The sequence below is a fragment of the Peptoniphilus grossensis ph5 genome (genome assembly GCF_000311825.1).
Classification (GTDB): Bacteria; Bacillota; Clostridia; order Tissierellales; family Peptoniphilaceae; genus Peptoniphilus_A; species Peptoniphilus_A hominis.
This window is the reverse complement of record NZ_HE978567.1, coordinates 543902-567363: the sequence shown is the minus strand read 5'-3', so window position 1 is coordinate 567363 and position 23462 is coordinate 543902. Positions and strand designations below refer to the sequence as shown.

Annotated in this window: 26 protein-coding genes and 1 tRNA gene; 11 read left to right on the top strand and 16 right to left on the bottom strand. The window is 32.5% G+C overall.

Annotated features, from left to right (window positions below):
• Positions 1 to 261: 261 nt before the first annotated feature.
• The 5 genes from HGPG_RS07020 to folE are packed head-to-tail and all read right to left on the bottom strand — an operon-like array spanning position 262 to position 3444.
• A complete protein-coding gene (locus HGPG_RS07020; RefSeq protein ID WP_036731852.1) occupies positions 262 to 981 on the bottom strand; it encodes a hypothetical protein in 720 nt (239 codons plus the stop codon).
• Positions 982 to 1022: 41 nt separating this feature from the next.
• Positions 1023 to 1592, bottom strand: coding sequence for a glycoside hydrolase family 73 protein (locus HGPG_RS07015; protein WP_019125352.1), 570 nt, complete (start codon positions 1590 to 1592; stop codon positions 1023 to 1025).
• The gene (folK, locus tag HGPG_RS07010; RefSeq protein ID WP_019125351.1) at positions 1582 to 2400 is read right to left on the bottom strand and encodes a 2-amino-4-hydroxy-6-hydroxymethyldihydropteridine diphosphokinase; all 819 of its coding nucleotides are present in this window, start codon (positions 2398 to 2400) and stop codon (positions 1582 to 1584) included. Before folK ends, HGPG_RS07015 begins: the two co-directional genes overlap by 11 nt.
• 10 nt (positions 2401 to 2410) lie before the next feature.
• Positions 2411 to 2890, bottom strand: a complete 480-nt coding sequence (locus HGPG_RS07005; protein ID WP_019125350.1) for an HD domain-containing protein — start codon at positions 2888 to 2890, stop codon at positions 2411 to 2413.
• Positions 2887 to 3444, bottom strand: coding sequence for a GTP cyclohydrolase I FolE (folE, locus tag HGPG_RS07000; protein WP_019125349.1), 558 nt, complete (start codon positions 3442 to 3444; stop codon positions 2887 to 2889). The genes HGPG_RS07005 and folE overlap by 4 nt, the downstream gene beginning before the upstream one ends.
• A 178-nt stretch (positions 3445 to 3622) precedes the next feature.
• Between folE and HGPG_RS06995 the strand changes: the two genes are divergently transcribed.
• Complete coding sequence (locus HGPG_RS06995) at positions 3623 to 4957, top strand: D-alanyl-D-alanine carboxypeptidase family protein (protein WP_019125348.1); 1335 nt, start codon at positions 3623 to 3625, stop codon at positions 4955 to 4957.
• 110 nt (positions 4958 to 5067) lie between these two features.
• Positions 5068 to 5144, top strand: a tRNA-Arg gene (locus HGPG_RS06990).
• A 64-nt stretch (positions 5145 to 5208) separates the two neighbouring features.
• Here HGPG_RS06990 and cutA read toward each other — a convergent pair.
• Positions 5209 to 5526 (bottom strand): divalent cation tolerance protein CutA, encoded by a 318-nt coding sequence (gene cutA / locus HGPG_RS06985; protein ID WP_019125347.1) that lies wholly within the window; start codon positions 5524 to 5526, stop codon positions 5209 to 5211.
• An 89-nt stretch (positions 5527 to 5615) separates the two neighbouring features.
• Between cutA and HGPG_RS06980 the strand changes: the two genes are divergently transcribed.
• Positions 5616 to 5948, top strand: coding sequence for a phage holin family protein (locus HGPG_RS06980; RefSeq protein WP_019125346.1), 333 nt, complete (start codon positions 5616 to 5618; stop codon positions 5946 to 5948).
• A gap of 261 nt (positions 5949 to 6209) precedes the next feature.
• Here the strand turns inward: HGPG_RS06980 and HGPG_RS06975 are convergent, their stop codons facing one another.
• The 10 genes from HGPG_RS06975 to dnaA all read right to left on the bottom strand — a co-directional run bounded on the left by HGPG_RS06975 (position 6210) and on the right by dnaA (position 16573).
• Positions 6210 to 6860, bottom strand: a complete 651-nt coding sequence (locus tag HGPG_RS06975) for an HlyC/CorC family transporter associated domain-containing protein (protein WP_019125345.1) — start codon at positions 6858 to 6860, stop codon at positions 6210 to 6212.
• Positions 6860 to 7645, bottom strand: a complete 786-nt coding sequence (locus tag HGPG_RS06970; RefSeq protein WP_019125344.1) for a SigB/SigF/SigG family RNA polymerase sigma factor — start codon at positions 7643 to 7645, stop codon at positions 6860 to 6862. The genes HGPG_RS06975 and HGPG_RS06970 overlap by 1 nt, the downstream gene beginning before the upstream one ends.
• A gap of 9 nt (positions 7646 to 7654) precedes the next feature.
• Complete coding sequence (locus tag HGPG_RS06965; protein WP_019125343.1) at positions 7655 to 8005, bottom strand: ATP-binding protein; 351 nt, start codon at positions 8003 to 8005, stop codon at positions 7655 to 7657.
• Position 8006: 1 nt separating this feature from the next.
• Positions 8007 to 8318, bottom strand: a complete 312-nt coding sequence (locus tag HGPG_RS06960; RefSeq protein ID WP_019125342.1) for an STAS domain-containing protein — start codon at positions 8316 to 8318, stop codon at positions 8007 to 8009.
• Between the two features lie 8 nt (positions 8319 to 8326).
• Positions 8327 to 10756, bottom strand: coding sequence for a DNA gyrase subunit A (gene gyrA, locus HGPG_RS06955; RefSeq protein WP_019125341.1), 2430 nt, complete (start codon positions 10754 to 10756; stop codon positions 8327 to 8329).
• Between the two features lie 9 nt (positions 10757 to 10765).
• Entirely contained in the window at positions 10766 to 12679 is a 1914-nt protein-coding gene (gene gyrB, locus HGPG_RS06950) for a DNA topoisomerase (ATP-hydrolyzing) subunit B (protein ID WP_019125340.1), read from the bottom strand.
• A gap of 13 nt (positions 12680 to 12692) precedes the next feature.
• Positions 12693 to 13769, bottom strand: coding sequence for a DNA replication/repair protein RecF (recF, locus tag HGPG_RS06945; protein ID WP_019125339.1), 1077 nt, complete (start codon positions 13767 to 13769; stop codon positions 12693 to 12695).
• The gene (gene yaaA / locus HGPG_RS06940; protein ID WP_019125338.1) at positions 13766 to 13978 is read right to left on the bottom strand and encodes a S4 domain-containing protein YaaA; all 213 of its coding nucleotides are present in this window, start codon (positions 13976 to 13978) and stop codon (positions 13766 to 13768) included. Before yaaA ends, recF begins: the two co-directional genes overlap by 4 nt.
• Before the next feature lie 2 nt (positions 13979 to 13980).
• On the bottom strand, positions 13981 to 15075 hold the full coding sequence (gene dnaN / locus HGPG_RS06935) for a DNA polymerase III subunit beta (RefSeq protein ID WP_019125337.1): 1095 nt from the start codon (positions 15073 to 15075) through the stop codon (positions 13981 to 13983).
• A gap of 148 nt (positions 15076 to 15223) precedes the next feature.
• On the bottom strand, positions 15224 to 16573 hold the full coding sequence (gene dnaA / locus HGPG_RS06930; protein ID WP_019125336.1) for a chromosomal replication initiator protein DnaA: 1350 nt from the start codon (positions 16571 to 16573) through the stop codon (positions 15224 to 15226).
• A 433-nt stretch (positions 16574 to 17006) separates the two neighbouring features.
• On the opposite strand from dnaA, the gene rpmH reads away from it, so the two are divergent.
• From rpmH to rsmG, 8 genes are all read left to right on the top strand, one after another.
• On the top strand, positions 17007 to 17141 hold the full coding sequence (gene rpmH / locus HGPG_RS06925) for a 50S ribosomal protein L34 (RefSeq protein ID WP_019108208.1): 135 nt from the start codon (positions 17007 to 17009) through the stop codon (positions 17139 to 17141).
• Between the two features lie 8 nt (positions 17142 to 17149).
• Positions 17150 to 17458 carry a ribonuclease P protein component gene (gene rnpA, locus HGPG_RS06920; protein ID WP_019125335.1) on the top strand — a complete coding sequence of 103 codons (309 nt, stop codon included), beginning with the start codon at positions 17150 to 17152 and terminating at the stop codon, positions 17456 to 17458.
• Positions 17459 to 17480: 22 nt separating this feature from the next.
• Positions 17481 to 17696 (top strand): membrane protein insertion efficiency factor YidD, encoded by a 216-nt coding sequence (yidD, locus tag HGPG_RS10125; RefSeq protein ID WP_081578741.1) that lies wholly within the window; start codon positions 17481 to 17483, stop codon positions 17694 to 17696.
• Positions 17697 to 17714: 18 nt separating this feature from the next.
• On the top strand, positions 17715 to 18449 hold the full coding sequence (locus HGPG_RS06915; protein ID WP_019125334.1) for a YidC/Oxa1 family membrane protein insertase: 735 nt from the start codon (positions 17715 to 17717) through the stop codon (positions 18447 to 18449).
• A complete protein-coding gene (jag, locus tag HGPG_RS06910; protein WP_019125333.1) occupies positions 18449 to 19261 on the top strand; it encodes an RNA-binding cell elongation regulator Jag/EloR in 813 nt (270 codons plus the stop codon). Before HGPG_RS06915 ends, jag begins: the two co-directional genes overlap by 1 nt.
• Positions 19262 to 19349: 88 nt before the next feature.
• On the top strand, positions 19350 to 20729 hold the full coding sequence (mnmE, locus tag HGPG_RS06905; protein ID WP_019125332.1) for a tRNA uridine-5-carboxymethylaminomethyl(34) synthesis GTPase MnmE: 1380 nt from the start codon (positions 19350 to 19352) through the stop codon (positions 20727 to 20729).
• 6 nt (positions 20730 to 20735) lie between these two features.
• Positions 20736 to 22640 (top strand): tRNA uridine-5-carboxymethylaminomethyl(34) synthesis enzyme MnmG, encoded by a 1905-nt coding sequence (gene mnmG / locus HGPG_RS06900; protein WP_019125331.1) that lies wholly within the window; start codon positions 20736 to 20738, stop codon positions 22638 to 22640.
• Complete coding sequence (gene rsmG, locus HGPG_RS06895) at positions 22630 to 23322, top strand: 16S rRNA (guanine(527)-N(7))-methyltransferase RsmG (RefSeq protein WP_019125330.1); 693 nt, start codon at positions 22630 to 22632, stop codon at positions 23320 to 23322. The genes mnmG and rsmG overlap by 11 nt, the downstream gene beginning before the upstream one ends.
• The last annotated feature ends 140 nt before the right edge of the window (positions 23323 to 23462 follow it).

Below are 23462 nucleotides of genomic sequence, written 5' to 3'. Positions count from 1 at the left end.
GCCAAAATAAAAAAAAGAGACCCTTACGGATCTCTAAATTTTAAAATTTTCAGTTGTTATGTACCTATAGCTTCATATCTCGTAAATTAAGCATTTAAACCTTTAGCACTCAGCTACTTCAAATGAGATACTTTACTACCTTTCCCTTGCGGGACAAATCAAAACTCTTCATTGGAATCACCTTTTCTTAGTTACCAATTTGTTTTCTTCAGCTAGCTTAACTATAGTATAATGCATGAGTGCATTTTTGTCAATGTTTTCCTAAAAACTTTTTATCTTTTTTAAATTTATTTTTTTCTCGTCAATTTTTCCTTCATTGAGGGCATTGTTTAACTCAATAATTGTTTGATTTGCAGAGTTTAGAGAGCCAATCTTTATTATATAGTTTTTTGAGTCCTCTCTACCTTTAATCATAATTTCTTCGTCCTTGGACTTGGAAATAGATTTCATATTTTCATAGGGGAAGTAATAGTTGCCAATTACTAGTCCCTTGTCGTAGGATCCTACAAGTGTTCCTAGCCTGTCTTTTCCATCTCTAAAGGATGATTTGCGAGAAATTTCGTATATATCTGTTTCTTTTTCTTCTTTTTTAGGGAATTTTCCATTTTGCATGTTGTATAGGAATAATAAAAATAGTCCTATTAAAAATATTGGGCTTGCCAAAGCATTTATTATTTCCACATTTCTTAGATATATTTGTTGCAAGAAATATATATTTACAAAAATTAAAAATCCTATGTAGACGATGATATTGATATAATAAGTCCTCTTTCTTATTTTTAAGCCTGGAAGCTTTAAGATTTTATTGAATTTTGATGTGAAATCCACTGCAGTCATTATAAATAGGTAATTAATTATTGCCCAAAGTATGGAATACATTATACTTGCTTGTCCCAATTGTGACTTCATTCCTGATAAGTGAAAGCCAAAGGGTATTAGGATGGAAACAGCGAGAATTATGTTTTGTAATTTTTTATTCAATTTTTGCTCCTTTCTCATTAAAATAATCCCTCTTGGGATTATTATTCATCATATTTATTTAAGCCATATTTTTCTATTACAGATATTATTTTGTTGGCATAGTTGGGGTCTGTTGCATAGCCGCCTTCTTGAATATACTTTGCTGCCTCCCTGTAGTCCTTGGCAGTTTTTACTTTTGCATACCTCTTTGCTGTGGAAAGAAGTTTGGCGTAGTGGTTAAAGGACTCACTCTTTGAAGAATATTTTTTAAAAGACTCCATGTACCTTCCACTTTGACCTTCCACATATTCTTCTGTCTCAAAGACTATACCATCGCCCTTTTTTACTTCCTTTATGCCAAAATAATTGTTGTATTCTCGTGAAAGCTCAGACCTTCCCCAGTCGCTCTCAAGGATTGACTGTGCAATCATAACTGAAGGGAAGAGATCATTTCTCTTGGCAACTCTAACTGCCAATTTTGCACTTTCCTCAATATAATTTTCTCTGTAATTTTCCTCTTCTAGGGCTCTTCTTTTTTCTGCCCTATTTATGAAAAAGCTCATTACAAAAACAATGGCAAGAAAGCTTAGGATGATTATTAGACAGCCGCATCCAATTTTTTTAATTTTCATTTTTCACTTCTTCATAAAGTTTACTTATTTTTTTATTTAAAATTGGGTGAAAATAATTTGGAATTAGTTCATTTAGTGATTCCAAAACAAATTCACGGTCTGCAATATAGGGATGAGGCACAACTAATTCATCTGTAAAGATTATTTCTCTATCAATAAATAAAATATCAAGATCAATTGTCCTTTCGCCCCATTTTTCATGTCTAACTCTTCCTAAATCAAGTTCTATCTTTTGCAAAATGTGAAGTAGATCAAGTGGGTCTTCGAAAGAAGATACTTTTACAACTGTGTTTAAAAAGTCGCCTTGGTCAGTTTTGCCCCAAGCCTTGGTCTCTATAATACTTGCCTTTTCTAGAATCTTTAAGCCTTGCTCTTCCATCATTTCAAGGGCGCTTTTTATATATCCTTCTCTATCGCCAAGGTTTGTGCCAATGCCAATATAATAGTTTCTTCTCTTTTTCTTGCAGCTAACTGATGCTGTGTCCAGGGGCAAATTTATTGGCGCCCAAGGTTTTTTTATAGTGACTTCAACTGTCTCTGCTATTTCATAAGTGTCAAAAATAAATTTTGTAAGCTTGTAGGCAAGGGTCTCGATTAAGTCCTCAGTCTCATTGGCAAATAGGTCGTAAAGCTGGTGGGATAATTTTCCATAATCTATGGATTCATCCAAATTTTTTTCTATTGCACATTTTCTAAAGCTTAGTCCAATTTCTGCACTAATTAAAAATTTTTGTCCAAGTTTTTTTTCTTCTCCAAAAAGTCCATGATTTGCATAAACTTCAAGGTCTTTTATCTTGATAAAATCCATAATTCTCCCATCAATATTTTATTTCGTGATTTTTCTTTTCATAGGACCAATTGCATTCATCATAGGCAGGACACCTAAAGCAAGGCCTTGACAGCTTGTCTGCCCTATAAAAAATATTAAAAAATTCGTCTTCTGATGCATCCTTAGTCCTGTGGTAAGAAATGCAGCTTAAAATTCTATTTTTTTCTTCAAGAGAAAAGTCTGTAATTTCTAAAATTTCTCTTGCTATATCCACTGATCCTATGGCATGGTTTATGCCTTCCTTTATCTCTAGGACTCGTCCCAAATCGTGAAGGAGGGCAGTGGCATAAATCATGTCCTTATCTACATCCACGCCTTCTTCTAATTTTAATATATAGCAAATTCTAGCCACAGATATAAAATGCTCGTAGTTGTGCCTGCAAAAAAATCTGTCTCTTTCAAGGTCTTCTAATTCATTTAAATAGTCCCTGTAAATTTTACTTAAAACTATTTTGTTTGTATTTTTCACTTGAATTCAATTAACCTAAAAGCTTCTTGCTTTTGCTTTTCGTCTGTTTCCAAAACTCCTCTGGCAACAGCTGTGACAGTCTTTGAGCCAGGTTTTTTAACCCCTCTCATGTTCATGCACATGTGCTCAGCTTCAATTACAACTAAAACTCCCTTTGGCTCAAGATATTTCATCATGGCATCTGCAACTTCAATGCTAAGTCTCTCTTGAAGTTGTGGTTTTTTTGCATAAGTTTCTACAGTTCTTGCAAGTTTAGAAAGTCCTGCAACCTTTTGGTCCGGAATATAGGCGATGTGTGCCTTTCCGTAAAATGGAAGGAAGTGATGTTCGCACATTGAGTAAAAGTTTATGTCCTTTACTACAACTATATTGTCTTCAGTGATTTCAAAAGTTTTTGAAAGATGTTCTTCAGCAGTCTTGCCAATTCCAGCAAAGACTTCTTCATACATCCTTGCAACTCTTGCTGGAGTTTCAACTAGACCTTCTCTAGTTTTGTCTTCTCCAATTGCTTCGATTATCATTTCTACAGCTTTTTCAATTTTTTCTTTATCCATTATAATCTCCTCATGGGTTCCTTTTATTTATAAATTTATAAATTTTATTATAACACATTGGCCTTAACATTTATATTAAATACCCACAAATTAGCGATTGTAATAATTTAATTAAGTTAATATTATCATTAATTTACAATTTATTTATAATTTGATACAATATTTGCCGAGGTGTAAGATGAAGAAATTACTTCTATACTTATCTGCTGCCCTAATCTTTCTCTCAACTCCCCTAAATGTAGTTGCTGTAGATGGCCTGGCAGTAGAAAATGCAAATACAAATGTAACAGCTCAAGAAGTTGATCCAAATACAATTAGAAATCAAAACTTTTTAGTGCCAAGTAAAGAGGGTGTGCAAAAGGCAAACCAATATGAGGCAGACAAAATTAAAAAATTGGAAGAAGTTCCCTTAGAAGGACTCACTAAATCCTATCTCTTGGGAGATTATAAGTCTGGCGAAATTATAGACGGCTACAACTTAGATGAAGTTCGTGCAATGGCATCCACTTCAAAACTCGTTTCCATTTTTGTAGTCTTAGATAAGCTGGAAGAGGGAAAAATTTCACTAAATGATGAGGTGGAAATAGACCACGAAGTGGCATCCCTAATAGGCTCTTCCTTTAAACTAAAGGAAGGAGACAAGGTAAGCGTCGAAAAACTAATTGAGGCATCAATGGTTGTCTCAGGTAACGATGCAATAACAGCCCTTGCAAAATATATTGGCGGCTCAACAGAAGGCTTTGTCAAGATGATGAACGACAAGTGCGAAGAACTTGGACTAAAAAATGCCCTCATGATAAATCCAACTGGGCTCACTAATTATGAAATTATCGAATACAACAAGATGACTACCAGAGAAATGTTTAAGCTTGCAAGAGAACTTTTGAAGGTCCATCCTGAAATTTTAAAGTACACAAGTATTGAAAAAATAGAAGAGCCTGACAGAAATTTTATTGAGTACAACACAAACCCCGTCCTTGGCATTGTGCCTGAAGTGGACGGACTAAAAACTGGCTACACAAATGCAGCAGGCAGGTGTGTAATCTTGACAGGCCTTGAAAAGGGCGAGGAAAACAAATCAAAGGACATGAGGTTAATTTGTATAACAACTGGTTCAAATTCCGATTTTGAAAGATTTGTGGCTTGCAAGAGACTAATCACAAGGGGCTTTGAAGGCTATGGCTATAATGCAGTGGGTGACACAAGTAAAGAAGTGAGGACCATTGAAGTCCTTAACTCTCAAGATGAAAACATACCAGTCTATCAAAAGGAAGTGGGATATGTTCTCTCAAAGTCTGACGAAAAATTAAGGGAAATTGTAAAGATTGACGAGGACTTAAAGGCTCCCCTAGAAGCAGGCACAAGCGTTGGAAAAATTTCTTTTTATAAAGATGATGACTTAATTTATGAAAGTGATTTAATAGTTAAGGACAAAGTCTATGAGAGAGGATTTCTCAACAAATTTAAAAGAGTCTTCGAAGAAATTTTTGTCAATATGGAAAAGGCAGCATAAATTTTAGTCTTTAATTTTAAACTTTCGATAAATTTCAAAAAATTAATAAAAAATAGAAGTGTCACAAATAATTGACACTTCTTAAAATTTTTTATACAATTATTTTATAGGTCTACGTAGCTCAGTAGGATAGAGCACACGCCTCCTAAGCGTGGGGCCGGAGGTTCGACTCCTCTCGTGGACGCCACAAATCACTTGCCAAGGGCAGGTGATTTTTTTTGCACAAATTTTTTTATTACAGAAATTTTTCTCTAATCCTTATAAATCTCAATTACATTTATTACTGGCACTTCATAGGGATGGTTTTCTCTTATTATTTTCATGACTTCATCTAAATCTTTTTTTCTTATCCTAAACTCGACCTTATTTTCTGGGACGTCTTCCACTTTTCCAAGACTACCTATGTAGGGATTTGCTCCTTCTATGGGTCTAAAGTGACCTATGACAGGACTTTCAGCATAGCAAAAGTCATAATTTTCTTCCTTTAAAAATCCGCCTTCATTTACTTTTTCCATTAATTTTTTTGTATTTTCTCTCGGTATAAATACTTCTATTTTTAAAAATTTCATGATAAACCTCCCCTCTCTATATACCCAAACTTATTAAAATTTGTTTAAATACATGGCATCTGGTTATAAATTAGTTAGGAGGGAAGATTATGATAAAACTTTTAATTAAAGTCCTAGTTAGTGGAATAGCAGTACTTATAACTTCTGCCTTATCACCAGGCATTCAAACAGATGGATACTCAGCCGCAATTATGGCTGGTATTGTAATAGGAATTTTAGATTGGGCTATAAATAAATTCACGGGCGTTGATGCTTCACCATTTGGTAGAGGAGCTGTCGGATTTGTAGTTGCCGCTATAATTCTATTTATCACAGGTCAAATCGTAGACGGATTTACAGTATCAGTTCTTGGAGCTATTATTGGTGCTCTTGTTCTTGGTATTGTGGATTCCTTTATGCCAGCTGACAAAAAAACTATGTAATATAATTCTTAAGGCTCGAGTAAATCTCGAGCTTTTTTTTGTGGATAAGTAAGGATTTTTTATGTTTTTTTATTAAAATTTGAATTTTTTTACAAAAAGTTATCCACATTTTTTTGTTTTTATCTACATTTGTTAGTAATTGCTTGCCTTTAGCTTTAACTTTTATATTAAATTCAAATCTATTTGCAAAAATTTTTTTAAAATTATAAAAGAAAGACCTATTATTACTTGAATTTTAATCAAGCTAATAGGTCTTTAAATTTATTTATTTACTTTTTCGTCAATTCTTTTAACTGAAACAGTTTCTATAACTCCACCAGTTGCCATTTTTACTATTTGGAAGATGTAATTTCCATCTTCGACTATTACTCCTGCTTCTGCTTCTTCTGCATTCTTAATTAGAAGAGCTGTTACATAACCTCCAAGTGTAGTTGAATCTCCTGGGTCGATATCAAAGCTATACTTTTTGTTGAGGATTTTAATAGGCGTAGAAGCAGAAAATTCATTATTTTCATCTCCAGATACATCCATATTAACTCCAGTGAGTAAAAATTTTCTAGTAGCAAATAAAACTGCTATTGCAACAGTAGCTATAAGTAAGTCCACCATATTGTCTGAATAGACTAACATCTTTCTGGAAATTACAAGTAATATTAAGTGAATGATGTTTGTATCAGTATGTGCAATCATCAAGACTACAAATTCTATTGCTATTACTAATAAGAGTACATGGGAAAGGAAATTTTGAAATATTTTGTAGGAAAGTGTGGCATCGCTTGTAAGTATTTTAAAATAATATTTCAAAATATCTGGCACTGATATAACAACTCCAGCTATTAACATAATAGACACAACTATTTCAAATATATTTACTAGTCTTAAAAGTGTAACTAGATACCTATTTCTGTTCATTATACCTCCATAGTCTTAGCTAGTTCTTTTTTCATTTTCTCCAAAACTTTCTTTTCTATCCTAGAAACTGTCATTTGTGAAATGTTAAGTTCCTTTGCAATGACAACTTGTGTCTTTTTATTAAAATATCTGTCTATTAAAACAGTTTTTTCAACTTCGTCTAAATTTTCCATGGCTCTTTTGAAAAAGTCATTTGATTCAATTTTGTCGAAATATTTTTCTTCTACTCCAATTAGATCAGATAGGTTAACTTCACTTTCGTCTCCTGAATCATAAGTTATGTCAAGAGACTGTGGAGTGTAGACCTTTGATGCTTCCATAGACTCCATAATCTCTTCTGGAGTTGAATTTAAAAATTCTGCAATCTCATCAATAGTTGGAGTCTTTTGATATTTTTGAGATAGGGTTACAGTTGCATTTGCAATTTTTTTAGAAAGTTCTTGGATTCTTCTTGGAACTCTAATAGTCCATCCATTGTCCCTAAAATATTTTTTAATTTCTCCAATAATAGTTGGCGTGGCAAAAGAAGAAAACTCGAAACCCTTGTCTGGGTCATATCTCTGTATAGCATAGATTAAACCAATAGATGCAACCTGATAAATATCGTCGTAATCTATCCCCCTACCTGTATATTTTTTAGATAGGATTTCTGCAATATAGAGGTGCTCTTCGATTAAAATATCTCTTATTTCTTGGTCTTCAGTTTCGTGATATTCTTTGAAAAGTTCCTTTCTCTCTTCTTTTGTAAGCCTTCTATCTAAATTGTTGTATTCCTTTAAATTCATAACAAATCCTTACAATTTTTTTGATAAAATAAATGTATTTTCATTAAAATAACATTCGTCTACAAGAGAGTCTATAATCGTTTTTGCGAGGAATAATTTCTCACATGATTCTAGTTTTTCTTCTTCAATTTCACTTACACAAATTTTTATATTTTTTTCATCTTCTATTTCAAATACCAAGTCAATATGATCTTCTTCATTTAAATTATGTGCAATATTTAAACTTTCTGTAACTGCCATTTTTAAGTCTTCAATCTCTTCAATATTTCTATTTAAAAGATTTAAGATTCCTGATAGCATAAGCCTTACTGTAGAAAAATATTTTGCATCATTTGGTATTTGATATTTAAGCCTATCCATACTACCCCCTGATTTCAAACATATCGTCAAGTTTAGTTATCTTAAAGAGCTTTAATATTGAATTGTTTAGATTTTCAATTACAATTTTATGACCGTCTTTTTCTATTTCCTTTGAGATGAAAATAAGTGAACCAAGACCTGTTGAGTCAAGATATTCCAAGTCACTGCAGTCAAATAAAATATCTTTTTTGTCTTTTTCATAAATCTTTAAAGATTTTTCTTTAAATTTTTTTGTATTATATACATCAAGTTCTCCCTTGGGATATAAAACTAAAAATTCATCAGTATTTTTTGACTCTAATTTAAATTCCATAAAGCCTCCTAATCTCCAATATAGTTGGCAACAGCTACAACTTTAGCATCTGTCAAGTTCATAAGTTTAACCCCAGAAGTATTTCTTCCTTGAATTGAAATGTCCTCTGTCAAAATTCTAATAATAATTCCAGAATCTGCAATTATCATTACATCGTCTTCCTTTTCCACTACTGCAGCAGCGGCTACATCTCCAGTCTTCTTTGTAATTTTATAAGTTAGAAGTCCCTTGCCGCCTCTATTTTGTGGTCTATACTTAGCTATTTCAGTTAATTTTCCAAAACCATTTTCTGATATTACGAGAAGATACTTATCTTCGCAAAGTAAATCAGATGAAACTACAATGTCATCTTCACTAAGATCAATTGACTTAACTCCCATAGAATTTCTGCCAGATTTTCTAACTTGTTCTTCATTAAATCTTATGGCAAGACCCTTTTTAGTTACAAGGATTACATCTTCCTCATTCTTAGTCAAATGAACATCAATTAACTTGTCGCCTTCATTTAATTTTATGGCAATTATTCCAGATTTTCTAATGTTTTTATATTCCTTAAAAGGAGTTCTCTTAATAAGTCCCTTTTCTGTAACCATTAAGAAATTCATGTCAGGGTCATATTCTTCCACTGGAATTATTGAAGTAACTCTTTCACCTTCTTGAAGATCAAGTAGATTAATAATTGCAGTTCCCCTTGAAGTTCTTGAATCTTCTGGAATTTCATAAGCCTTTAACTTAAAAACATTTCCTAAAGATGTGAAGAATAAAATCATATCGTGAGTTGATGTGACAAAAAGTTCTTTGACAAAGTCTTCGTCTCTCATATTTCCAGAGGAGACTCCTCTGCCGCCTCTCTTTTGTGGCTTATAAGTTCCCTCGCTCATTCTCTTGATGTAACCAAATTGAGTAAGAGTTATTACAACATCTTCTCTCTTAATAATATCTTCCATCTCAATATCAGTTCTGTCGTGAGAAATTACAGTTCTTCTAAGATCACCATACTTTGTTTTTATTTCGAGAAGTTCTTCTTTTATGACATTCATAAGTACATCGTTATTTTCCAAAACTTCTTTAAACCATTTTATGTCTGCCTTTAGCTTTTCATATTCGGCTTCAAGTCTTTCTCTTTCAAGTCCTGTAAGTCTTCTGATTCTCATGTCTAAAATAGCTTGAGATTGTGCATCAGATAATTTAAATTCTTGGTAGAACTTTTCCTTTGCTTCATTGTCATCCTTTGATGACCTTACAATTTTTATGATTCTGTCAATATTATCAAGGGCTATAAAAAGTCCTTCAACTATGTGAGCTCTCTTTTCAGCCTTGTCTAAGTCGAACTTTGTCCTTCTAGTTACAACTTCAACTTGGTGGTCCACATAATATCTTATGATTTCCTTTAAATTTAAAACTTCTGGCCTTCCATTAACTAGGGCAAGATTTATAATTCCAAAAGTTGTTTGCATTTGTGTATTTTTATAAAGCTTATTTAAAACAACTTCTGCATTGGCATCTCTTTTTAGTTCAACAATAATGTTGATGCCCTTTCTATTTGAAGCATCTGTTATATTTGAAATTCCGTCAATTACTTTATTTTTTGCAAGGTCAGCAATTTTCATAATTAGAGCAGATTTATTTACTTGATAAGGAAGTTCTGTAATTACAATTTTTTCACGATTGTTTTTAAAACTCTTTACTTCTGCAATTGCCCTTACAGTTATTTTTCCTCTGCCTGTTTCGTAGGCTTCCTTTATTCCTTCAGTTCCCATAATTTGAGCACCTGTAGGAAAATCTGGTCCCTTAATTATTTCATTTAATTCAGAAATAGAAATATTGTCGTTGTCAATATAGGCTATAATCCCATCAATTGATTCATTCATATTGTGGGGAGCCATATTTGTAGCCATACCTACGGCTATACCAGAAGAACCATTTACCAAAAGATTTGGAAATCTAGATGGAAGTATTGTTGGTTCATTTTCGTTTTCGTCAAAGTTTGGAACAAAATCAACTGTGTCCTTGTTTATATCTCTTAGCATTTCTTCTGCAAGCTTAGTCATTCTTACTTCTGTATAACGCATAGCTGCAGCGCCATCGCCATCGATATTGCCAAAGTTTCCTTGTCCATCAACTAGTGGATATCTTGTGTTAAAATCTTGTGCAAGTCTTACTGTTGCTTCATAAATAGATGAGTCACCATGAGGGTGATACTTACCCATTACATCCCCAACAAGTCTTGCTGACTTTCTGTAAGGTCCACCTGATGCAAGGTTAAGTCCTTGCATGCCGTATAAAATTCTTCTGTGAACTGGTTTTAGTCCATCGCGTACATCAGGAAGTGCTCTTGCAACTATTACAGACATTGAATAATCGAGGTAAGAAGACCTCATCTTTTTATTAATATCTACATCAAGTATTCCTGATTCTATAAATTTATTTTCAGTCATCTTTCACCCCTATGCATCTATATAATCTGCATAAATTGCATTTTCTGTTATAAAATCTCTTCTTGGCTCAACGTCAGTTCCCATTAAAATTGAGAAAGTGTCATCAGCTTCAGATAAATCATCTATATTTACTTTCAAAAGAAGTCTGTTGTCTGGATTCATTGTAGTTTCCCAAAGTTGTTCTGGGTTCATTTCACCAAGACCCTTATATCTCTTAATATTTATCTTTGCGTCCTTGTATTCTTTAAGGGCAAGTCTAAGTTCCTTTTCATTGTGGCAGTATCTAAGGATTTTAGTTCCCTTTTCTATTCCATAAAGTGGAGCTTGAGCCACATATACATGTCCTTCTTCTATGAGTGGCTTCATATATCTAAAGAAGAAAGTCAAAAGAAGGGTCATAATATGGGCACCGTCAACGTCGGCATCGGTCATGATTATTATCTTGTCATACCTTAGCTTATTTATGTCAAATTCTTCTCCAATTCCCGTTCCAAAGGCTGTTATCATGGCACGAATTTCTGATGAGTTAAGCATCTTATCAAGTCTTGCCTTTTCAACATTCATAATTTTTCCTCTTAGAGGAAGTATTGCTTGGTAGGCTGAATCCCTGCCGTCAGTAGCAGAACCACCGGCAGAATTACCTTCTACTAGGAAGATTTCGTTTTTTCCTGGATCATCATTTTGACAGTCTTTAAGTTTGCCAGGAAGAGTCATAGACTCAAGATTATTTTTCTTTCTAGTTAAGTCTCTTGCCTTTCTAGCAGCTTCTCTTGCTCTTCTTGCTGAAAGAGCCTTGTCTAAAATTTGTTTTCCAACTTTTGGATTTTCTTCCAAGAAAACTGCCAAGTCTTCAGATAAAACTGAATCGACAATTCCTCTAGTTTCTGAATTTCCAAGTTTTGCCTTAGTTTGTCCTTCAAATTGTGGATCAGTAAGTTTTACACTTATTACGGCAGAAATTCCTTCTCTAACATCTTCACCAGAAAGATTTTCTTCCTTTTCCTTAATAATATTATTTTTTCTGCCATAATCATTTAAGGTTCTAGTAAGAGCAGACCTAAAGCCTGAAAGGTGACTTCCACCTTCTTCAGTATTAATATTATTTGCAAAGGAAAGCACAACTTCTGAGTAAGAATCTGTGTATTGAATTGCAATTTCTACTGCAGTTTCTTCTCTAACTTCATCTATATAAATAATTTCATCGTGAATTGGCTTTTTCTTTTTATTTATAAATTCAACAAAGGATTTAATTCCGCCTTCATAGTGGTAAACTTCATTTAAATCTTTTCTCTCGTCAATAAATTCAATTTTAATGCCCTTATTTAGAAAAGCCATCTCTCTAAATCTCTTAGAGAGAACTTCGTCAGAAAATTCTACAGTTTCAAAGATAGTATCATCTGGCTCAAAATAAATTGTTGTACCAGTATCATCTAATTTAGTTTCCCCAATTACTTCAAGTTCACTTTTTCTTATGCCCTTGGAAAATTCTTGTCTGTAAATTTTTCCATCTCTTTTAACAGTTGCAACTAATTTATTGGAAAGAGCATTTACTACAGATACACCTACACCGTGAAGTCCACCAGAAACTTTGTAGGCAGAGTTGTCAAATTTTCCTCCTGCGTGAAGAATTGTAAGTACAGTTTCTACTGTAGATTTGCCAGTTTGTGGATGTATAGCAACTGGAATACCTGAACCATTATCAGTAATTTCTACACTTCCATTTTTATTAATTTTAATTATTATGTGATCGCATATGCCGGCTAAAGCTTCATCTATTGAGTTATCTACAACTTCATAAACTAGATGGTGCAAGCCTCTTGGTCCAGTAGAACCAATATACATCCCAGGTCTTTTTCTAACGGGATCTAGTCCCTCTAAGACCTGTATGTCCGATGCGTCATAATGTCTTTTGTCCTTTGCCATTTTATCTCCTATTCTAATACATTACTTTACCTTCACTTATTTTATAAAAATTTGCATCAACTGATTTTAAAAAGTCATCAGTTTCTGTAGTAGTAATAAAGGTCTGTAAATCTTTTAATGAATGTAATAAATACCTACTTCTATTGGAATCAATTTCTGAAAAAACATCATCTAAGAGAAGAAGAGGCTTTATTTTATATAAATCTTTAATTAAATCTGCTTCAGCTAATTTTAAACTAAGTACAATGCTTCTCTGTTCACCTTGAGACCCGTAACTCTTAGAAGAAAATTTGTTGATCTTAAAATCTAAATCATCTCTGTGAGGACCAATAGTGGTGTATTTTTTCTCTATGTCCTTTGGAAGAGAATCCTTCATTAGTTTTAAATAACTTTCCATAAGTTCTCTTTCATCTACTAAAACTGGAACTGTGGAAAGATAGGTTATATTTAAATCATCGCCAGAAATTAATTTATAATGCTCCCTTGCAATTTCATTTAACCTCTTAATGGTCTTTAGCCTCATAATAATGATTTTTGTGCCATTTTTTACCATTTCTCTGTCATACACATCTAAAAGATTTTTATCCATATTCATCTTAAGGAGTCTATTTCTCTCGAATAAAAGTCTTCTGTACCTATACATATACAAATCGTAATTTAAATCGATGTTTGACAGTAAATCATCTAAAAATTTTCTTCTTTCCTTTGGTGAATATTTTATAATATTGAGATCATCAGGATTAAAGAGGACTACAAACCTTGATTTTCTGTAATCCTTAGTGTTTACTTTTTCATCATTGATAAATAATTTTTTATTTTCAAACTTTGAAATTTCAACACGAAAGTCATCTTTATAATCGCCAGTATTAAATCTACTTATTATGCTAGAAGCATTCTCGTCAATATTTATGAGGTCTTTGTCCTTTGGATTTCTAAAGGAGTTTGCCCTTATAGACATATAAATTGATTCAATTAAATTTGTCTTTCCTGAAGCATTTAAGCCATAAAGCACATTTATATTTTCACCAGGAATAAAATCTAAACTCTTGTAATTTCTGAAATTAAAAAGTCTTAGATATTTGAGTTTCATTTCTCACCAATTACAAATTCATTTCCTGCAAAGGAAATTTTATCTCCTTTGTATAATTTTTTTCCTCGTCTAGTTTCTACTTCTCCATTTACTTTAACAAGTCCATCTAAAATCATAGTTTTTGCAAAGCCACCTGATTCTGCAAGTCCTGTAAGTTTTAAGAGAGAATCTAGTTTTATAAATTCAGTGTCTATCTTTATAGTTTCCATCTTTACCCCGCAAGTCTTACTGGAAGTACAAGATATATATAAGTCTCATCTTCAGCTTCTGTAATTATAAGTGGATTTACAGAATCTGTGAAATTAAGCACAATATCTTCTGATTCTAAAATTTTTACTCCATCTAAAACATATCTTGAATTAAAGGCAATATCTAAATTTTCATCATGTTCAGATGTCCTAACTTTTTCAAAAACATCACCAATTTCTGAATTACTCTTGATGTTAATATAATTTTCATTTACATTTAATTTTATAAGATTTGCCCTGTCTTCCCTTGCAAGAAGAGATGCTCTTTCCACTGCAAGTTGAAATTCTCTCTTAGATACAGTAGTAGAAATTTTATTTTCATCTCTTAAAAGTGCACTGTAACTAAAGAATTCCCCACTTAAAAGAGTACTATAAAATACAGTTTCATCAAATTTAAAGACTATATTATTTCTTGAAATATTTAAGGCAACATCTATGTCATCATCAATTATTTTTACAAGTTCATTGAGAGACCTTGATGGAATTATAACTTTATTTTCTATTCCAGTTTCCTTAACGAGTTTTTGAATTGCCATTCTAAAACCATCTAGCGCCACAAAGTTTATAAAGTTCTTCTTTATATCCATTAAAACACCTGTAAAGACAATTCTTGATTCATCAGTGGAAACTGCAAAAGTAGTTTTCTTTACAATATTTTTTAAATCCTTAGCAGATATTATTATCTTTATATCATCTTCAACCTTTGGAAGATCTGGATATTCATCTGCTTTTTGAGTAGAAATATTAAAAATAGAATCGCCACATTTTAGGTTCATCGTATAATTTTCTACGCTTATATTTATAATGTCATTTTCAAGTTTTCTGACAATATCCCCAAATAGTCTGGAATTTATTACGATTTCTCCTTCTCTTTCAACTATAGCCTTTAATTTTGTCTCTATACTTATTTCAGTATCAGTTGCTGTAAGTATTAAGGTATTATCCTTAGCTGTAATTTTTATACCTTCAAGAATTTGCATAGTTGTTCTTTGAGAAATTGCCTTTTGAACTATTGAAATATGTTTTGTCAGTTCTTTTCTGTTAACCTTTATTAGCATTTTTTCCTCCTAGAAAATAGTATATTAATTAGTAATAGTAGTAGGGCTTGTGGATTTGTGTATAAGTCCCTCTAATCTATGAGATAAAATAAAATTTAATATTGATAAACTGTTGATAAGTTTTAAACTTATTGAAAGTTATCAACAATTAAGATTTTATTTCCTTTATTAAATTTGTTATCTCAATTTTAAATATAGGATCATCATCTAAATCCTCTCTTATTTTATCGTAAGCGTGAATTACAGTTGAGTGATCACGACCACCAAATACATCGCCTATTTTTGGAAGACTCAAGTCAGTGAGTTCTCTAGTAATATACATTGCTATTTGCCTTGGATAAGCAATGGCCTTAGTTCTTTTTCTTGAATTTAAATCATCAATTGTAAGCCCATATTTTTTTGCAACTTCAGATTTTATAAATTCTGCAGTAATTTGTTTCTTTGCCTTAGTTTCGTAAATATCACGAAGAACAATGGCAGCAGAATCCACTGAAATTTCAGAATCTGTAAGTTTAGAATATGCCATTACTCGAGATAGGGCTCCTTCAAGCTCTCTAATATTACTTCTTACATTTTCTGCTATAAAATTCATAACTTCTTGGCTAACTTCAAAACCTTCTGAGTCTGCTTTTTTTCTCAAAATTGCAATTCTAGTTTCTAAATCAGGAGGTCCAATATCAACTACAAGACCCCAGGCAAACCTTGAAATCAACCTTTCTTCAAGACTCTTAATTTCCTTAGGTGGTTTATCAGAAGTAAGTACAATTTGCTTGTTTTGTTCGTGAAGTTCATTAAAAGTATGGAAAAATTCTTCCTGAGTCCTATCTTTATCGGCAATAAACTGAATATCGTCAATTAAGAGAAGATCAACCTTCCTATACTTATTTCTAAAGTCCTCGTTCTTATTAGTTTGAATAGAATTAATAAGTTCGTTTGTAAACTGCTCACTTGTAACATATAAAATTTTTTTAGTAGGATCTTGCTCTAGTACAAAATGTCCAATTGCGTGCATTAAATGGGTCTTTCCAAGTCCAACACCTCCATATATGAAAAGTGGGTTTGAAAAGGCATTTTGCGGATTTTCATAATTTTCAGAAACTGCAAGTGCTGCTGCATGAGCAAATTCATTGCTTTTGCCAACTACAAAAGTCTCAAAAGTATATTTTGGATTGAGCCTAGAAACATTTAAAAATTTCTTATTTATAAGGCCTGCAGGATTTGTGTCACTTGCCTCATCTTCTGAAATAATGCTAATATCAAAATCAATTCCTGTAATTTCCTTTAATGCATCGCCAACTAAATCGAAATGTCTCTTGTTATTGGCAAGATAATCTCTTATAAAGGGTGATGGAACTGTAATTACAATTTTTTTATTGTCGTAGTCAATTGATTTTGGAAGCATTCTTGAAAACCAAGTGGAATATGTAACTTGAGACATAGATCTTTTTTCAAGTTCTTTTAAGAAAGATTCCCACATAGTGGAAAGTTCTTTGTCCATATTTCCTCCTCATTAACAAATACTCTTTGTTTATAATTTTTTGTTTATAAGTAAATCTACATTTGTTAATAGACCTGTGGATAAAAAATTATAAACAAGTAAATTTTAGTAAATTTGTTGATAAATTTCTGTAAATATTTGAAAAATTACTAATTTTAGAAAAATAAAAATAAAATTATCAACACTTTATCAACAGAATGTTAATAACTTTATTTATAAACAATTTTGTTCTTATCTACATACACTTCATATTTATCCACATATATTTTAACAAATAATGGTAGACTTATCAACAAGCTTGGATTTTGAAAGATTTTTTGTTTTGTTTATTTTTTCATGTCACTAGCTATTATTTTATTGATATTTTATTGATAATACTTGACAACTTTCCCATTTGTAAATAAAATGATAAGGATAGAAAGAGGTGAGAACTTTGAAGAGAACTTTTCAACCAAAAAACAAACAAAGAAAAAGAGAACATGGTTTTCGTTCAAGAATGAGAACTAGATCAGGAAGAGCCGTTATCAAGGCAAGAAGAAGAAAGGGCAGAAAGAGACTTTCAGCTTAGGTTTTATAATGAAGGATTGTTATTTAAAAAAGAATAGTGAATTTCAGAGGGTTTATTCTAATAAGAAAATTTCTGGATCAAGATATATTACTCTTTTTACTGTAGAAAATAATAGAGATTATCCAAGGTTCGGCATAACTGTCACTAAGAAAGTTGGAAATGCAGTAAATAGAAATTTTGTTAGAAGAAGATTAAAACACCTTTTAAGGGAGAATTCTCATAAAATAAAATCAGGTTATGACTATGTATTCGTTGCAAAAAAGGATGCCAGTGAATCTGATTTTAAAGACTTTAAGAATTCTTTTTTTCTGTTTTGAAAAGACAAAAGAAGATGATTAAATGAGTAAAATATGTATGTTATTAATAAGATTTTATCAAAAATTTATTTCAACATATCTTTTACCAGGAAGGCACTGTAGATTTACACCCACTTGTTCACAATACAGTTATGAAGCCTACGAGAAATATGGTTTTTTTAAAGGTTCTTATCTAACTATTAGAAGGATTTTAAAATGCCATCCCTTTCATAAAGGCGGTTACGATCCTCTCATTTAATATTGGAGGAATTTATTAATGCATTTAATTAGTTCTATACTTGGTAGATTTGTAAAGCTCATCTATGATGGACTTGCTGCAATGATACCAAATGAACCAGCTCAAGTTTCATATTTTGCACTTTCAATTATTATTGCGACTATTATTATTAAGCTTTTAATTTTGCCACTTAACATTTCTCAAATGAAAAATCAAAAGAAAATGGCAAAAATTCAACCTGAGCTTAAGAGAATTCAAAAAAAGTACAAAAATGATCCGCAAACTTTAGCTGCTAAACAACAAAAGCTTTATAAGGAAAATAATACAAATGTTGCTGCAGGATGTCTTCCTATGATTATAACAATGGTTGTATTAATTGCTTTTTATAGAGTTTTTATAAACCCACAAACCTTTGCTTTTACAGACCCAGGTTTTTATGAAGCCATGAACAAGAATTTCTTCTATATAGAAAATATTGATCATGCAGATACAACTCTAATTATGCCAGTAATAGCTGCTGTTTCAACATTTTTAGTAAGTTTTATTACTACTAAAAACCCTGCTACTCAAGGTGCAGGTGCTGATCAAGCTAAGTCTATGATGACAACTATGATGGTTGTAATGCCAATTTTAATTTTTTCAATGGCGAGAAAATATGCAGCTGGTCTTGTTATTTATTGGACTGTTTCTAATATATTTTCAATAGTCCAACAGCTTATTACTAATAAGATTGTAGAAGAAGAGATTGAAGAAGTTGAGGTTAATGATAAGTAATGAATTATGTAATTAAAACGGGAAAATCCGTAGATGAAGCAGTAAGAGAGGCTCTAAAAGAATTAAATATTTCTAGGGAAAAAGCTGAAATTGAAATACTAGATGAAGGTCAAAAGGGATTTTTGGGACTTATTGGTTCTAAGGATGCCACTGTAAAAGTATGGCCAAGAGAAGACGAAACTAAAAGTATTTTAAATGAAATATTTAATGAAGAAATTGAAACAGAGAAGAGCCAGGAAGCAGTTCACGAAGATGTTGAACTTGAAATCGAAAACAATGAAGTTTCCACTGAAGCAGTTCAAGAAGTTGTTGATGTAGAAGAAGGCACAAAGAGCATAGAAGAAGAAAACGAAGAAATTTTAGATGCTGCCAGAGAATTTATTTCAAAAATTCTTGATACTTTTGAACTTGAAAACAGCGTGGAAATGGAACTTAAGGATAATGTTCTAACTATTAATGTCAATGGAGATGAAAATAGACTAGGAATTTTAATTGGAAAAAGAGGTGTAACTCTTGATTCAATTCAATATATTTTAAATTTGATAGTCAATAAAAAATCTTCAAGATATATTAGAGTCAATTTAGATTCTAGTGGTTATAGAGAAAAGAGAAAAGAAACTCTTATAAATCTTGCAAAGAAAATGGCTAATAAGGTAACAAAAACTGGTAGGTCAGTTAAACTTGAACCTATGAATTCTTATGAAAGAAAAATTATCCATACAGCCTTGCAAGATTATGAAGGAGTGCTTACACACTCTGAAGGTAAAGATCCTTTTAGAAAAGTTGTAATTCAAAAGGAAAGAAAATATTAAAAAGAAAATATTTATGAGGGCTTTATTTTAAAAGCCTTCTTTTTTATTTCCTTTAATTGTAGTAATATAGTTTAAAAGGACTGATTTTATGGGAAATTTAAATGATACTATTGCTGCAATTTCTACTGCAATTGGCGAAGCTGGTATTGCCATTGTAAGAATGAGCGGCGACGATTCAATAAATATAATAGATAAGATTTTTGTGTCTGCAAGTAAAGTTAAGATTGCAGAGGCTGAAAACAGAAAATTTTTGTATGGTCATATTTGTGACGGTGACAAAAAAATTGATGAAGTTTTAGTTGTTAAGATGAAGGGACCTCACTCCTACACTGCAGAAGATATTGTAGAAATCCACTGTCATGGCGGCGTCGTTTCTGTGAAGAGAATTTTAAATTTAATTCTCTCAAAAGGTGCAAGGCTTGCTGAAAAAGGCGAGTTTACTAAGAGGGGATTTTTAAATGGAAGGATTGATTTAACCCAAGCCGAAGCTGTAATTGATCTAATTAAAGCTAAGACAGACATATCCTTTGACCTTGGTTTAAATCAACTTGGTGGAGCCTTAAGCGAAGTTTTAAATAAGTTAAAGGATGAACTTGTTTCCATGCAGGCTCTAATTGTGGCAAACATCGATTTTCCCGACGAAGATATAGAAGATGCTGCCTACAACGACCTCCTCGACAGAAGTAATAAGATTTTAGACAAGATGGATAAGCTTCTTGAAAATTCTAAAAACTCTAGGCTGTTGAGAGACGGCATAAACACAGTAATTCTTGGCAAGCCAAATGTTGGCAAGTCTTCTCTTTTAAATGGTCTATTAAAGTACGACAGGGCGATTGTAACAGACATTGCAGGAACGACTAGAGATGTAATTGAGGACTACATCAACTTAGATGGAGTTCTCTTAAAAATTTCTGACACTGCAGGCATTAGAGAGACTGAGGATGAAGTTGAAAAAATTGGCGTAAATATTGCAAGGGAAAAGTTAAAGGATGCAGATCTTGTAATTGCAATTTTTGATATTTCAAGAGACTTTGACCAAGACGACAAGGAAATTTTAAAATTAATTGAAAATAAAAAACATATTATCATTTTAAACAAGGACGACTTAGAACAAAAGATTTCTGATGATGAAATCGAAAAATATTTTAAAGATGATTATTTGAGACTTTCAGTTATGGAAAATGAATCTGTTATGAAGGTGGAAAAACTCATTATAGATTTGTTTTTTGATGGAGAGCTTCAAATTTCCTCCGATACGGTGCTTTCTAATTTAAGGCATATAAATGCATTAAGAGAAGCAAAAAAAGAGCTTTTAGAGGTAAATGAGAGCCTAAATAAAAGGGTGTTTTTAGATTTAATTGAAGTTGACCTTGAAAATGTAATTGCTCACATTTCTGAAATAACAGGAACAATTACTACAGAAGATATTTTGGACAGAGTATTTTCTGATTTTTGTATAGGAAAGTAGGTAAAGATGTCAGATATTAAATATTTTGAAGCTGGGGATTTTGACACAGTAGTAATTGGGGCAGGTCACGCAGGTAGTGAAGCTGCTCTTGCCTCTGCAAGACTTGGTGCAAAAACTCTTTTACTTTGTATAAACTTGGATTCCATTGCGCAAATGAGCTGTAACCCCAACATTGGCGGCACAGGCAAGGGACACCTGGTGCGTGAAATCGACGCCCTTGGCGGAGAAATGGCAAAAAACATAGACAAGACTTTTATCCAATCCAGGATGCTTAATACTTCAAAGGGTCCAGCAGTTCACTCACTTAGAGTTCAAGCTGACAAGAGAAAGTATCACGAAGAGATGAAGAGAGTTTTGGAAAATGAAGATAATCTCTATCTTGTGCAAGATGAAGCCATTAGAATTTTAAAAGAGGGCAACAAAGTTACTGGAGTATTGACTAAAAATGGTGCAAAATACAAGACTAAATGCGTTGTAATTTGCTCTGGAACTTATCTAAGATCAAGGATATTTATGGGAGAAGTAAATTATTCTTCTGGTCCAAGTGGTTTCGGTCCAGCTAATTATCTTTCAGAAAGCCTTGAAAAAGATTTTGGAATGAAGCTTAGAAGGCTTAAAACAGGTACTCCTGCAAGAGTTTTGAGAAAATCGATAGATTATTCAGTCATGACAGAACAACATGGAGACGAAAAAATTGTTCCCTTTTCTTTCTTAAACATAGATAAGGAATATGACATTGACCAAGAGCTTTGTTATCTAACTTATACTACAAAAAAATGCCACGATATTATAAGAGAAAACATTGGAAGATCAGCCTTGGCACTTGGCGACATTGAGGGAAAGGGTCCAAGATACTGCCCATCAATTGAAGATAAGGTAACAAGATTTGCAGATAGAGATGCCCATCAAGTTTTTATTGAACCAGAAGGACTTACAACTGATGAAATGTATATCCAAGGAGTTTCCTCTTCCCTACCAGTGGAAATCCAACAAGAATTTTATAAAGAAATAATTGGAATGGAAAACTGCAAAATTTTAAGACCAGCCTATGCCATTGAATATGATGCAATTGATGCAACTCTATTAAAGAGAAGCTTGGAGCACATGGACTATGATGGACTATTCTTCGCAGGACAAATAAATGGTTCTAGCGGCTATGAAGAAGCTGGCGGACAAGGAATTGTTGCAGGAATAAATGCAGCTTTAAAAGTTCAAGGGAAAGAACCCTTTGTCCTAGATAGATCAGAAGCTTACATTGGAGTTTTAATAGATGATTTAGTTACAAAAGGAAGCCTTGAACCTTATAGAATGATGACGTCAAGAGCAGAATATAGACTTACACTAAGGCAGGACAATGCCGACTTGAGACTTACTCAAAAAGGAAGAGACATTGGACTTGTAGATGATGAGAGGTATGAGGCTTATCTTTACAGAAAAAAAGCAATTGAAGAAGAAATTGCTAGAATTAAAAAGATTCAAATCAACCCAACTGTTGAAAATAACAAAATTCTTGAAAGCCTTGGTTCAACTGAAACTCAAAACTCCTTCTCACTTTATGAGCTCATAAAAAGGCCTGAGCTTGACTACAAAAAGCTAGAAGTTTTTGACAAGGACAGACCTTTTGTCCGCGACGATGTAATAAGAAATATTGAAATAGAAATAAAATACGAAGGCTACATCAAAAAGCAAGGAATACAAATTAAACAATTTAAAAAACTTGAAAATAAAAAGCTTTCAAAGGATATTGACTATAAGAATATGGACGGACTTAGAATAGAAGCGAGAGAAAAACTTTCAGACATAAGACCAGAATCAATTGGTCAAGCTTCGAGAATAACGGGAGTTTCACCAGCAGATATAAATGTACTTTTGATACACCTTGAACAAATGAGGAGAAAAAATGTTAATTGATTACATGGAAGATTTCGGTCTGGACACGAAAAATATTGATAAATTTGAAAAATATAAAGAATTAATTCTCGAATACAACAAGCACACTAATCTCACAAGAATTACTGAAGAAGATGATTTTAATGTAAAGCATTTTTTGGACTCCCTAAGTCTTTTTAAGACTAGTTTATTTGATGGAGAGAAAAAAATCATAGACATTGGAACTGGTGCAGGCTTTCCGGGACTACCCTTAAAGCTATACAATGAAGAATTGGACATAACACTACTTGATTCTCTCAGAAAGAGGATTGACTTCTTGAATGGAGTGATAGAAGAACTTGGTCTTACAAAGATAAAGGCAATTCATGCAAGGGCAGAAGAAATTGCAAGGACAGAAGATTATAGAGAACAATATGACCTTGCAGTCTCAAGAGCTGTCGCAAACCTATCCACTCTTACAGAATATGCCATGGGCTTTGTAAAAGTTGGTGGATATTTTATTTCTCAAAAGGGTCCGGAGTATGAAGAAGAATTAAAAAACGCAAAAAGAGCCATAGAAGTAATGGGCGGAGAAGTTCAAAATGTCCTTCACACTCCCCTACCTAATGACATTGACCACTATATAATTGTAATAAAAAAGGTTAAACACACAGATAAAAAGTATCCAAGAGGCGGAGGAAAGCCAAGAAAGTCGCCACTATAATAGTATAAAGAGATTAAAAAAGAAATGCTCTACATAGAGCATGGAGGCAAAAATAAAAAATGCTCCACGTAGAGCCTAAATAAAAAACAAAAATGCTCCACGTAGAGCGAAGCTTCAAAATAAATTTTTGGAGCTTATTT

Bases quoted from the DNA above. Each gene is read 5' to 3' on its own strand.
- cutA (WP_019125347.1), bottom strand. From the start codon at position 5,526: ATGAAATTTTTAAAAATAGAAGTATTTATACCGAGAGAAAATACAAAA.
- folK (WP_019125351.1), bottom strand. From the start codon at position 2,400: ATGGATTTTATCAAGATAAAAGACCTTGAAGTTTATGCAAATCATGGA.
- HGPG_RS06965 (WP_019125343.1), bottom strand. From the start codon at position 8,005: ATGGATAGGCTTAAATATCAAATACCAAATGATGCAAAATATTTTTCT.
- folE (WP_019125349.1), bottom strand. From the start codon at position 3,444: ATGGATAAAGAAAAAATTGAAAAAGCTGTAGAAATGATAATCGAAGCA.
- HGPG_RS06970 (WP_019125344.1), bottom strand. From the start codon at position 7,645: ATGAATTTAAAGGAATACAACAATTTAGATAGAAGGCTTACAAAAGAA.
- recF (WP_019125339.1), bottom strand. From the start codon at position 13,769: ATGAAACTCAAATATCTAAGACTTTTTAATTTCAGAAATTACAAGAGT.
- yaaA (WP_019125338.1), bottom strand. From the start codon at position 13,978: ATGGAAACTATAAAGATAGACACTGAATTTATAAAACTAGATTCTCTC.
- HGPG_RS07015 (WP_019125352.1), bottom strand. From the start codon at position 1,592: ATGAAAATTAAAAAAATTGGATGCGGCTGTCTAATAATCATCCTAAGC.
- gyrB (WP_019125340.1), bottom strand. From the start codon at position 12,679: ATGGCAAAGGACAAAAGACATTATGACGCATCGGACATACAGGTCTTA.
- dnaA (WP_019125336.1), bottom strand. From the start codon at position 16,573: ATGGACAAAGAACTTTCCACTATGTGGGAATCTTTCTTAAAAGAACTT.
- mnmG (WP_019125331.1), top strand. From the start codon at position 20,736: ATGTCAGATATTAAATATTTTGAAGCTGGGGATTTTGACACAGTAGTA.
- jag (WP_019125333.1), top strand. From the start codon at position 18,449: ATGAATTATGTAATTAAAACGGGAAAATCCGTAGATGAAGCAGTAAGA.
- rnpA (WP_019125335.1), top strand. From the start codon at position 17,150: ATGAAGGATTGTTATTTAAAAAAGAATAGTGAATTTCAGAGGGTTTAT.
- dnaN (WP_019125337.1), bottom strand. From the start codon at position 15,075: ATGCTAATAAAGGTTAACAGAAAAGAACTGACAAAACATATTTCAATA.
- HGPG_RS06995 (WP_019125348.1), top strand. From the start codon at position 3,623: ATGAAGAAATTACTTCTATACTTATCTGCTGCCCTAATCTTTCTCTCA.
- rsmG (WP_019125330.1), top strand. From the start codon at position 22,630: ATGTTAATTGATTACATGGAAGATTTCGGTCTGGACACGAAAAATATT.
- HGPG_RS06915 (WP_019125334.1), top strand. From the start codon at position 17,715: ATGCATTTAATTAGTTCTATACTTGGTAGATTTGTAAAGCTCATCTAT.
- HGPG_RS06975 (WP_019125345.1), bottom strand. From the start codon at position 6,860: ATGAACAGAAATAGGTATCTAGTTACACTTTTAAGACTAGTAAATATA.
- HGPG_RS06960 (WP_019125342.1), bottom strand. From the start codon at position 8,318: ATGGAATTTAAATTAGAGTCAAAAAATACTGATGAATTTTTAGTTTTA.
- mnmE (WP_019125332.1), top strand. From the start codon at position 19,350: ATGGGAAATTTAAATGATACTATTGCTGCAATTTCTACTGCAATTGGC.
- gyrA (WP_019125341.1), bottom strand. From the start codon at position 10,756: ATGACTGAAAATAAATTTATAGAATCAGGAATACTTGATGTAGATATT.
- yidD (WP_081578741.1), top strand. From the start codon at position 17,481: ATGAGTAAAATATGTATGTTATTAATAAGATTTTATCAAAAATTTATT.
- HGPG_RS06980 (WP_019125346.1), top strand. From the start codon at position 5,616: ATGATAAAACTTTTAATTAAAGTCCTAGTTAGTGGAATAGCAGTACTT.